This window comes from Streptomyces sp. TRM64462, assembly GCF_013362995.1.
Classification (GTDB): Bacteria; Actinomycetota; Actinomycetes; order Streptomycetales; family Streptomycetaceae; genus Streptomyces.
The window spans coordinates 1-9,760 of record NZ_JABWDV010000278.1 but is presented as its reverse complement, the minus strand read 5'-3'; the positions used below and the strand labels follow the sequence as shown (position 1 = coordinate 9,760).

The following is a 9,760-nucleotide window of genomic DNA, read 5'->3' as shown; positions in this document are numbered from 1 at the left end:
CCCGGAAGCTAAGCCTTTCAGCGCCGATGGTACTGCAGGGGGGACCCTGTGGGAGAGTAGGACGCCGCCGAACAATCTTTCAGGACCCGTGGTCCCAGCGTACATGCTGGGACCACGGGTCCTTTTTGCTATCACTGGAATTTCCTCGAAGCGCGGTGGAACCTCGACTGCGCGAGAATGACTTGCGGTACCCGAAGACAGGAGCTACACCCATGTCCACCAACTCCTCCGACGACCGTCCGGAGCGCGAGCCTCGTCGTAGGGACGGTGGCGAACGGGGCGGCTACCGTGGCGGCGGCGGCTTCCGTCGCGATGACGACCGTCGAGGCGGTGGCTTCCGCCGTGACGACCGGCGTGATGACCGTCGGGACGAGGGCCGGGGCGATCGGCCTCCCTTCCGGCGGGATGACCGCGACAGTGACCGGGACCGTGGTCCTCGGCGTGACGACCGGGACCGTGGCGGCTACCGGGGCGGTGGCTTCCGGCGGGATGACGACCGGCGTGGTGGCGGGTTCCGCCGTGACGACCGGCAGGGTGACCGGCCGGCGTTCCGGCGTGACGACCGGGACCGTGACCGGGACCGGGGGCAGGACCGTGACCGCGAGCGCGGAGGCTTCCGGCGCAGCGGTGACCGGCCGTCCTGGCCGCGTGACGACCGGGCTCCCCGCCGCGACGACCGCGATCGTGGCGGTTACCGGGGCCGGGACGACCGGCGTGACGAGCGTGGCTCCTTCCCGCGCGACGACCGGGCGCCGCGCCGCGACGACCGGCGGGACGAGCGTCGCGATGACCGTCGTGACGACCGGGGCGGGTTCCGTCGCGACGAGCGGCGCGATGACCGCGGTGGGTTCCGTCGCGACGAGCGGCGCGACGAGCGTGGTGGGTTCCGGCGCGACGAGCGGCGTGACGAGCGTGGTGGGTTCCGGCGCGACGACCGTCGGGACGAGCGGCGTGACGACCGGGGCGGGTTCCGGCGGGACGACCGGCGCGATGACCGTGGTGGGTTCCGGCGCGACGACCGTCGGGATGAGCGGCGTGACGACCGGGGCGGGTTCCAGCGCGACGAGCGGGGCGGGTTCCGCCGTGATGAGCGGCGCGACGACCGTCGGGATGAGCGGCGTGACGACCGTGGCGGTTTCCGGCGGGATGACCGGCCTCGGGGGCCGCGGCGGGACGACGACCGGGGGCGTGGTGGCTTCCGGGGCGGCGACCGGGACCGTGGCGGCTTCCGCGGGGCCCGTGGCGGCGATCGCGACCGTGACCGTGGCGGGTACCGGGGCCGGGACGACCGGGACCGGAGCCGCGACCGTGACCGGGAGCCCATCAAGCGGCTGCCGATCCCCGAGGACGTCACCGGTGACGAGATCGACAAGGACGTGCGGCAGGAGCTGATGAGCCTGCCGAAGACGCTCGCCGAGGACGTCGCCAAGAACCTGGTGATGGTCGCCAAGCTCATCGACGAGGAGCCGGAGAAGGCGTACGGCTACTCGCGGGTGGCGCTGCGGCTGGCGTCCCGCGTCGCCGCCGTCCGTGAGGCCGCCGGCTTCGCGGCGTACGCGACGCAGAAGTACGCGGAGGCCCTGGCCGAGTTCCGGGCGGCGCGGCGGATGACCGGCAGCGTCGAGCTGTGGCCCGTCATGGCCGACTGCGAGCGCGGTCTCGGCCGGCCCGAGCGGGCGCTGGCGATGGCCGGTGAGCCCGAGGTGCAGAAGCTCGACAAGGCCGGCCAGGTGGAGATGCGGCTGGTGGCCGCGGGGGCGCGGCGCGACATGGACCAGCTCGACGCTGCCATCGTGACGCTGCAGTCGCCCGAGCTGGCCTCCAACTCCGTACAGCCGTGGACGGCGCGGCTGCGGTACGCGTACGCCGACGCGCTGCTGGCGGCCGGGCGTGAGGGCGAGGCGCGCGAGTGGTTCGCCAAGGCGCTGGAGGCCGACAAGGACGGGTCGACCGACGCGTCCGACCGGCTTGCCGAGCTGGACGGTGTCGAGTTCGTCGACGCGTTCGACGAGGACGGAGCCGAGGCCGAGGCCGAGCATGAGGCCGAGGGCACCGAGGAGCACATCGCGGAGCGCGGTGCGGCCGAGCAGGGCGGCGAGAGCGGCGAGAGCCGGCAGGACTGACGTGCGATGACGACGGGCGGCATCCCCAGCAGGGGGTGCCGCCCGTTTTTTCGTCGTGCGGGTGCGGTCAGTCCAGGGCGAGGCTGCGGAGGACCAGGCCCGTGGCCGGCTTCGGGCCGAAGGACGTGGACTTGCGGGGCATCGTGACGCCCTGGCGGGCCAGGTCGCGGACGACGTCCTCCCGTACCGGATGCATCAGGACCGCCGTGCCGCCGCGGCGCTCTGCCTGTTCGACCGCGGCCTCCGTGTCGTGTATGTACGCGATGTGCTCCGGCGAGTCCGGGACGTCCCAGAGGTGTCCGAGGATCGTGGCGTGCAGGACCGTCGCGTCCAGGGAGCGCCAGGCCTCCGGGCGGTCGGCCGGTACGGTCCGGGCGACGAGCGCCGCGTCCGGGCGGTCGATCAGGTGGAAGCGGCCGTCACCGGCGAGCACGAAGGCGTTGCCCTCGGCCACGGCGGCCGCCAGAGCGTCCAGCGCGGCCGGCAGCGGCGTACCGGCGTCGAGCGTGCGGACGCGGAACGCGCCGCCCAGCGCGGCCAGCGCGTCCGCCACGGGCAGGGCGTACAGCAGCCGGTGGATGGCGCGGACCTGGAGCGGGTAGCGGGCGGTGTCGATGAGGAGTACCAGGCCGTAGTTCCAGGGGCCGGGGCCGTTCTGCTCCTCGCGGAGCCGCAGATACGTCGCCCAGCGGTGGTGGCCGTCGGCGATGAGCGCCTGGTGGCGTGCCAGGTCGTCGGCGGCGGCCGTCAGCTCGGCCGGGTTGGTCACCGCCCACAGCCGGTGGCTGAAGCCGTCCTCGGTCGTCGTGGCGAGGAGCGGGGTGCGGGTGATGGCCCGTTCGATGACGCCGGTCGCGCCCGTGGCGTTGCCGTCGCCGCGGTAGGTGAGCAGCAGCGGCTCCAGGTGGGCGCCGGTCGTGCGCATCAGGGCGGCGCGCTCCTCGACGACCTGCGGCATGACGTCCTCGTGGGGCAGGACGACGCCGTCGGCGGGCGTGGACAGCTCCAGGGCGCCGATCAGGCCGCGCTGCAGCAGGTCGCCGTTGCGCTGCTCGTACACGTAGAGGGCCGGCTCGGCGTCGGCCGCGAGTATGCCGTCCGCGAGCCAGTCGGACAGGGTGTCGGCGGCCCGGCGCGGCCGGGCGTCGGCCGTGGGGGCCTGCGGAAGTATGAGCCGGACGATGTTGTGCGGGTCGGACGATTCGAGGTGGTGCAGCCCGTCGGGCCGTACCACCACGTCGTACGGCGGTGAGGTCACCGCGGCGAGACTGCCGACCCTTTCGGGGACGTACCGGAGTCCGCGGAAGGGTTTCAGTCGCAGGCCGTCGTTGGCCGCAGGACCTCTCGTCATCATCCTTGCATCGTATGTGGATGAGGGGATGAGGGATGATCGGGGGACAGGATCGTCCGACGGTGTGACCGGGGGCGAGGTGCGCGAGGCGAGGAGCAGACCGTGATGGGGCAGCAGGGGCCGGACCGGCCGGGTGGCAGTGCGGCCGCGCTGAGCGAGGCGTACGACACGGCGCTGCTCGACCTGGACGGGGTGGTGTACGCGGGCGGTGAGGCCGTCCCGTACGCCGTGGAGTCCCTGGTGGCGGCGCGGGCGGGCGGGATGCACCTCGCGTACGTCACGAACAACGCGCTGCGGACGCCCGACGCGGTGGCCGCGCATCTGACCGAGCTGGGGGTGCCCGCCGATGCGGGCGATGTGATCACCTCGGCGCAGGCGGTGGCCCGGCTGATCGCCGAGCAGCTTCCGCGGGGGTCCCGGGTGCTGGTGATCGGCGGGGAAGGGCTGCGGGTGGCGCTGCGCGAGCGCGGCCTGGTGCCGGTCGAGTCGGCGGACGCGGACCCGGCGGCCGTGGTGCAGGGGTACGGCGGGCCGGAGATGCCGTGGGGGCGGTTCGCGGAGGCGGCGTACGCGGTGGCGCGCGGCGTGCCGTGGTTCGCGTCCAACACGGACCTGACGATCCCGGGGACGCGCGGGATCGGTCCGGGGAACGGGGCGGCCGTGGAGGTCGTGCGGATCGCCACGGGCGGCCGGTACGCGCCGCAGGTGGCGGGGAAGCCGCTGCCGCCGATGCACCGCGAGACGGTGCTGCGGACCGGGGCGCGGCGGCCGCTGGTGGTCGGCGACCGGCTGGACACGGACATCGAGGGCGCGTTCAACGGGGGCGTGGACTCGCTTCTCGTCCTCACGGGTGTGACGGATCCGGAGCGGCTGCTGGCGGCGGTGCCGGAGCACCGGCCGACGTACGTGGACGCGGATCTGCGGGGGCTGCTGACCGGGCAGCCGGAGGTGACGGGGTCGGCGGACGCGGGGTTCGTGTGCGGGGGCTGGACGGCGTCCGTGTCCGGGGCCGCGGCCGGGGCTCCCGGCGGTGGTTCGCTCGTCGTGGAGGGCGCCGGGGAGCGGCTGGACGGGCTGCGGGCGCTGTGCGCGGCGGCCTGGACGTACGCCGGTGCCGGGGCGTGCACGCTGGACGCGGGGAAGGCGCTGGCCACGCTGGGGTGGTGACCCGCGGGCCCCTGCGGATGCCGAAGATGGGCGACGACACGGCGTACGCGCTCGGGGTGCGCGTGGAGCGCGGGGAGCGCGTACGGGGCGTGCCGCCGGTCGCCGCCGCGACCGCGACCGCGCTACAGAAGTGACCGCAGGCGCAGCAGGTCGCGGAGCCCCGCTTCCAGTCTGACCCGGCCCGTCGCCCAGGCCCGCGCGAAGTCCAGCTCGCCGGCGACGAGCGCCACCAGGTCGTCGCCGGTCATCGCCAGCCGGACCTGCGCCCGCTCCCGGGGCGGCCCGTCGGCCTGGTCCAGCAGCCGAAGGCCGCCGTCCGCGAGGCTGCCCGTGAAGGTGACGTCCAGGTCCGTGACGTGGCAGCTCACCGTGCGGTCGTGGCCGGCCGCCGCCCGTACCCCGCCGTCCGCCCGCGCCAGCCGCGCGGCGAACGTGTCGAGCGCCCGGCGGCACTCCTCGGTCGTGGCCATCGTGCCCGACCGTACACCCGGGCTTCGCGGTAGCGTCGGGGCATGGACGACGCGATCTCGGCCCAGCCCGCGGCCCACGGGCCGGCGGCGGAGCAGGGCGTACCCGGCGGCCTCGACGTACCCGGTGTACGCGACGTACGCGACGTACGCGACGTACGCGACATGGCCCCGGTGCTCGACGAGCAGGGGGACGGCGACGGGCCGGCCGACCCGTACGAGCCCGCAGGACCCGCGCCGATCGGCGTGGAGCGGGTGCCGACCGGCGACCCCCGCGTCGACGCCGCCCTGGAGCGGCTGGGCGACGCCGACCACCTCGCTGCGGACGGCCACCTGGAGGTGTACGAGGATGTACACCAGGGGCTGCGCGACACGCTGACCGCGCTGGACGCGCACCCCCGGCCGGGACCCCCGAACGAGCACAGGAGCTGAACCGAACGTGGCAGGAGTGGCACGCCGCCGTCTCGACGCCGAGCTGGTACGCCGTAAGCTCGCCCGCTCGCGCGAGCACGCGAGCCAGCTGATCGCGGCGGGGCGGGTGACCGTCGGCGGCACCACGGCGACCAAGTCCGCCACGCAGGTCGAGACCGCCGCCGCCATCGTCGTCGCCCAGGACGACAGCGACCCCGAGTACGTGTCGCGCGGCGGCCACAAGCTGGCCGGCGCCCTCGCGGAGTTCGTCCCGCGCGGGCTGCGCGTCGAGGGGCGGCGGGCGCTCGACGCCGGCGCGTCCACCGGCGGGTTCACGGATGTGCTGCTGCGCGCGGGCGCCGCCCATGTCGTCGCCGTCGACGTCGGCTACGGGCAGCTCGCCTGGTCGCTGCGGAGCGATGAACGCGTCACCGTCAAGGACCGTACCAACGTACGGGAGTTGACGCTCGACGCGATCGACGGAGTGCCGGTGGACCTGGTGGTGGGCGACCTGTCCTTCATCCCGCTGGGGCTCGTGCTGCCCGCGCTCGCCGGTGTATCGGCCCCGGACGCGGACCTCGTCCTGATGGTCAAGCCGCAGTTCGAGGTCGGCAAGGAGCGGCTGGGCAGCGGGGGCGTCGTCCGCAGCCCTGAGCTGCGCGCCGATGCCGTACGGAACGTGGCGCGGCAGGCGGGCGAGCTCGGGCTCGGTGTGCTGGGCGTCACCGCGAGCCCGCTGCCGGGGCCTTCCGGCAACGTCGAGTACTTCCTGTGGCTGCGAGCCGGGGCGCCCGCGCTCGATCCGGCCGACGTCGACCGTGCCGTGGCGGAGGGGCCCCGTTGAGTTCAGCACCGGACGCAGCATCGAACGCGGCGTCGACAGCACCGCGTACCGTCTTCCTGGTCGCGCACACGGGCAGGCCCGCCGCCGTGCGCAGCGCCGAACTCGTCGTCCTGGGCCTGCTGCGGTCCGGCATCGGCGTGCGCGTCCTGGCCTCCGAGGCCGCCGACCTGCCGCTGCCGTCCGCCGTGGAGACCGTGCAGGAGGCGACGCCGGGCGTCCTCGACGGCTGCGAGCTGCTCATCGTCCTCGGCGGTGACGGGACGCTGCTGCGGGGCGCCGAGTTCGCGCGCGCGTCCGGTGTGCCGATGCTCGGCGTCAACCTCGGGCGCGTCGGGTTCCTCGCGGAGGCGGAGCGCGACGACCTCGACAAGGTCGTGGACCGGGTGGTGACGCGGGCGTACGAGGTCGAGGAGCGGATGACGCTGGACGTCGTCGTCTACAACAACGGCGACGTGCTGCACACCAACTGGGCGCTGAACGAGGCGGCGGTGCAGAAGGTCGCGCCCGAGCGGATGCTGGAGGTCGTCCTCGCCATCGACGGAAGGCCCGTGACGGGGTTCGGCTGCGACGGGGTGATCTGCGCGACGCCGACCGGGTCGACGGCGTACGCGTTCTCGGCGGGCGGGCCGGTGATCTGGCCCGAGGTGGAGGCGCTGCTGATGGTGCCGATCGGGGCCCACGCGCTGTTCGCCAAGCCGCTGGTGACGACGCCGGACTCGGTGCTCGCGGTGGAGGTGGAGCCGCACACCCCGGACGGGGTGCTGTGGTGCGACGGGCGGCGCACCGTCACGCTCCCGGCGGGGGCTCGGGTGGAGGTGCGGCGCGGTTCGGTGCCGGTGCGGCTGGCGCGGCTGCACCACGCGTCGTTCTCGGACCGGCTGGTCGCCAAGTTCGCGCTGCCGGTGTCGGGGTGGCGGGGGGCGCCGCACTAGGGCCCGCGAGCGCGCGGTGCGCGGTGCGCGGTTGCGGTGCGCGGTTGCGGTGCGGGCGCGCCCGTTCCTGCCCCAAGGGCTTCGTCCAGGGGATCCCCGGGACGGAACGCCTGCCCGCCGACGTAACGGCGACACCCCCGTGGGTGACACGGGCGGGGGCCGTCGCGTGTTGGGTGCGGGACCTCGTATGGTCGTGCACGTGTTGGAGGAGATGCGGATACGGTCGCTCGGAGTCATCGACGACGCGGTGGTCGAGCTGTCGCCCGGCTTCACTGCTGTCACCGGTGAGACGGGCGCGGGCAAGACCATGGTCGTCACCAGCCTGGGGCTGCTGCTCGGCGGGCGCGCCGACCCTGCCCTGGTGCGGATCGGCGCCCCGTCCGCCGTCGTCGAGGGGCGCGTCAGCGTGACCCCGGACGCCGCGGTGGCCCGGCGGGCCCAGGAGGCGGGTGCCGAGCTCGACGAGGGCGCCCTGCTCATCAGCCGTACCGTCTCGGCGGAAGGCCGCTCCAGGGCGCACCTGGGCGGGCGCAGCGTGCCCGTGGGGCTGCTCGCCGAGCTCGCCGACGAGCTGGTCGCCGTGCACGGCCAGACCGACCAGCAGGGCCTGCTCAAGCCGGCCAGGCAGCGGGCCGCGCTGGACCGGTACGCGGGCGACGCCGTCGCCGTGCCGCTCGCCGCGTACGGCGAGGCGTACCGGCGGCTGCGCGCCGTCTCCGCCGAGCTGGACGAGCTGACCACGCGCGCGCGTGAGCGGGCGCAGGAGGCCGACCTGCTGCGGTTCGGGCTCGCGGAGATCGAGGCCGTCGAGCCGCGCGCCGGTGAGGACGCCGAGCTGGCGGCCGAGGCGGAGCGGCTCGGGCACGCCGAGGCGCTGGCGTCCGCCGCCGCGCTCGCGCACCGGGCGCTCGCCGGGGACCCCGAGGACCCGGAGGCCGTCGACGCGACGACGCTCGTCGCGGGTGCCGGGCGGGCCCTGGAGGGCGTACGGTCCCACGACCCGGCACTGGCCGCGCTCGCCGACCGGATCGGTGAGATCGCGATCCTCCTCTCCGACGTGGCGGGCGAACTCGCCGGATACGCGGACAATCTGGACGCCGATCCGCGTCGCCTCGCCGCCGTCGAGGAGCGGCGGGCCGCGCTGACCGGTCTGACCCGCAAGTACGGTGAGGATGTCGCGGCCGTGCTCGCGTGGGCCGAGGACAGTGCCGCGCGGCTCACCGAACTCGACAGCGACGACGACCGCATCGCCGGGCTCACCGCCGAGCGTGACGCGCTGCGCGCCGAACTGTCCGGGCTCGCCCAGGCGCTGACGGACGCGCGGACCGACGCGGCGGCGACGTTCGCCGACGCGGTCACCGCCGAGCTGGCGTCGCTCGCGATGCCGCACGCGCGCGTGTCGTTCGCGATCCGGCAGACCGAGGACCCGGACGGTGTCGAGGTCGGCGGGCGGCGCGTGGCGTACGGGCCGAGCGGCGCCGACGAGGTCGAGCTGCTGCTGGCGCCGCACCCGGGTGCCCCGCCGCGGCCGATCGCCAAGGGCGCGTCGGGCGGTGAGCTGTCCCGTGTGATGCTCGCGGTGGAGGTCGTCTTCGCGGGTACGGATCCGGTGCCGACGTATCTCTTCGACGAGGTCGACGCGGGCGTCGGCGGCAAGGCGGCGGTCGAGATCGGGCGGCGCCTGGCCAAGCTCGCCAGGTCGGCGCAGGTCGTGGTCGTCACGCATCTGCCTCAGGTCGCGGCCTTCGCCGACCGGCAGTTGCTGGTGGAGAAGACCAACGACGGTTCCGTGACCCGCTCCGGCGTCACCGTGCTGGAGGGCGAGGACCGGGTGCGGGAGCTGTCCCGGATGCTCGCCGGCCAGGAGGACTCCGAGACGGCACGGGCACACGCGGAGGAACTGCTGGCCACGGCCAGGGCGGACGTCTGAGGCCCGGCCCCCTGGAGGCCCGGCGCTTGAGCCCGGCGCCTGAACCTGGCGATTCGGTGCGGTCGTCCGGCCGTTCGTAAGGTGGCCGTATGAACGGTGATCTTGTGAAGGCCGGGGCCGTGTTCGCGGCGGCCGCCGGGGCGACCAGGGCCGCGTACGGGCTGCTGCGGCGGTGTCCGCCCGGGGGAGCGGAAAGCTGGCGCCGCGTCAACTACGCGGGCCGTACGGTACGGATGGAGGCCGGCGCCGCCGCGGCCGTCGGCGCCGTACTCGGGGCCCTGCCGGCTCCGGGGCGGGGCGCCGCCGCGCTGGCGGCCGTCGCGGGTGCGGTGTGCGGGCGGTACGACGATGTGCGCGGCGACCACCGGCGAGGGTTCCGGGCGCACCTCGGGGCCCTGCGGGACGGCGAGGTGACGAGCGGGGCCGTGAAGCTGTTGGGGGTCGGGGCGGCCGGGCTCGTGGCGGGGGCGCTGCTCAAGGAGCGGGCCGTGGACAAGGTGCTGGCCGGGGTCGTGGTCGCGGGCACCGCCCATCT

At 75.0% G+C, this 9,760-nt stretch carries 9 protein-coding genes and 2 pseudogenes; 9 read left to right on the top strand and 2 right to left on the bottom strand.

The annotated features are described in order from the left end of the window. Window positions 1-212 precede the first annotated feature (212 nt). Window positions 213-1,307 (top strand): annotated as a pseudogene (locus tag HTZ82_RS31815) (hypothetical protein); the annotation flags it as partial. A 69-nt stretch (window positions 1,308-1,376) separates the two neighbouring features. Further along, window positions 1,377-2,123, top strand: coding sequence for a hypothetical protein (locus HTZ82_RS31810; RefSeq protein WP_309235448.1), 747 nt, complete (start codon window positions 1,377-1,379; stop codon window positions 2,121-2,123). A 67-nt stretch (window positions 2,124-2,190) separates the two neighbouring features. Here the strand turns inward: HTZ82_RS31810 and HTZ82_RS13255 are convergent, their stop codons facing one another. Continuing rightward, window positions 2,191-3,477 carry a DUF1015 family protein gene (locus HTZ82_RS13255; RefSeq protein WP_175409556.1) on the bottom strand — a complete coding sequence of 429 codons (1,287 nt, stop codon included), beginning with the start codon at window positions 3,475-3,477 and terminating at the stop codon, window positions 2,191-2,193. A gap of 102 nt (window positions 3,478-3,579) precedes the next feature. On the opposite strand from HTZ82_RS13255, the gene HTZ82_RS13250 reads away from it, so the two are divergent. Both HTZ82_RS13250 and HTZ82_RS13245 read left to right on the top strand, forming a co-directional pair. Further along, complete coding sequence (locus HTZ82_RS13250; RefSeq protein ID WP_175409555.1) at window positions 3,580-4,641, top strand: HAD hydrolase-like protein; 1,062 nt, start codon at window positions 3,580-3,582, stop codon at window positions 4,639-4,641. Next, a complete protein-coding gene (locus tag HTZ82_RS13245) occupies window positions 4,638-4,775 on the top strand; it encodes a hypothetical protein (RefSeq protein ID WP_175409554.1) in 138 nt (45 codons plus the stop codon). Before HTZ82_RS13250 ends, HTZ82_RS13245 begins: the two co-directional genes overlap by 4 nt. On the opposite strand, the gene HTZ82_RS13240 is transcribed toward HTZ82_RS13245, so the two are convergent. Continuing rightward, a complete protein-coding gene (locus HTZ82_RS13240; RefSeq protein WP_175409553.1) occupies window positions 4,764-5,111 on the bottom strand; it encodes an SCP2 sterol-binding domain-containing protein in 348 nt (115 codons plus the stop codon). The genes HTZ82_RS13245 and HTZ82_RS13240 overlap by 12 nt on opposite strands. 42 nt (window positions 5,112-5,153) lie before the next feature. On the opposite strand from HTZ82_RS13240, the gene HTZ82_RS13235 reads away from it, so the two are divergent. The 5 genes and pseudogenes from HTZ82_RS13235 to HTZ82_RS13215 form a co-directional block, all read left to right on the top strand. Next, on the top strand, window positions 5,154-5,540 hold the full coding sequence (locus HTZ82_RS13235) for a hypothetical protein (RefSeq protein ID WP_254711822.1): 387 nt from the start codon (window positions 5,154-5,156) through the stop codon (window positions 5,538-5,540). A gap of 7 nt (window positions 5,541-5,547) precedes the next feature. Then, window positions 5,548-6,363, top strand: a complete 816-nt coding sequence (locus tag HTZ82_RS13230; protein WP_175409552.1) for a TlyA family RNA methyltransferase — start codon at window positions 5,548-5,550, stop codon at window positions 6,361-6,363. After that, window positions 6,360-7,295 (top strand): NAD kinase, encoded by a 936-nt coding sequence (locus tag HTZ82_RS13225; protein ID WP_175409551.1) that lies wholly within the window; start codon window positions 6,360-6,362, stop codon window positions 7,293-7,295. Before HTZ82_RS13230 ends, HTZ82_RS13225 begins: the two co-directional genes overlap by 4 nt. 187 nt (window positions 7,296-7,482) lie before the next feature. Next, window positions 7,483-9,225 (top strand): DNA repair protein RecN, encoded by a 1,743-nt coding sequence (gene recN, locus HTZ82_RS13220; protein WP_175409550.1) that lies wholly within the window; start codon window positions 7,483-7,485, stop codon window positions 9,223-9,225. Between the two features lie 89 nt (window positions 9,226-9,314). Next, a pseudogene (locus HTZ82_RS13215) lies at window positions 9,315-9,760 on the top strand (hypothetical protein); the annotation flags it as partial.

Coding starts and splice junctions, on each gene's coding strand:
- recN (WP_175409550.1), top strand. CDS start 7,483: ATGGTCGTGCACGTGTTGGAGGAGATGCGGATACGGTCGCTCGGAGTC.
- HTZ82_RS13235 (WP_254711822.1), top strand. CDS start 5,154: ATGGACGACGCGATCTCGGCCCAGCCCGCGGCCCACGGGCCGGCGGCG.
- HTZ82_RS13250 (WP_175409555.1), top strand. CDS start 3,580: ATGGGGCAGCAGGGGCCGGACCGGCCGGGTGGCAGTGCGGCCGCGCTG.
- HTZ82_RS13240 (WP_175409553.1), bottom strand. CDS start 5,111: ATGGCCACGACCGAGGAGTGCCGCCGGGCGCTCGACACGTTCGCCGCG.
- HTZ82_RS13255 (WP_175409556.1), bottom strand. CDS start 3,477: ATGATGACGAGAGGTCCTGCGGCCAACGACGGCCTGCGACTGAAACCC.